This window comes from Staphylococcus cohnii subsp. cohnii (assembly GCF_002902365.1).
Lineage (GTDB): Bacteria > Bacillota > Bacilli > Staphylococcales > Staphylococcaceae > Staphylococcus > Staphylococcus cohnii.
Window position 1 is genome coordinate 44,561 of the sequence record NZ_PPQC01000065.1, and the last position, 233, is coordinate 44,793.

The window sequence follows — 233 nt, forward strand, 5'->3', positions numbered from 1 at the left end:
GTCTGCATCTGCATCAGCATCTGCGTCTGCATCTGCGTCTGCATCTGCGTCAGCATCTGCGTCTGCATCTGAATCAGCATCTGCGTCTGCATCTGCGTCTGCATCTGAATCAGCATCTGAGTCAGCATCTGCATCTGCGTCTGAGTCTGCATCTGCGTCTGCATCTGAGTCAGCATCTGCGTCTGCATCTGCGTCTGCATCTGCGTCTGCATCTGAATCAGCATCTGCATCTG

General features: G+C 53.6%; 1 protein-coding gene. It reads right to left on the reverse strand.

Annotation, left to right across the window (positions count from 1 at the left end):
* Nucleotides 1–233, reverse strand: a 233-nt coding sequence (locus CD032_RS13180; protein ID WP_219727859.1) for a hypothetical protein, incomplete at both ends; no start/stop codon positions are given.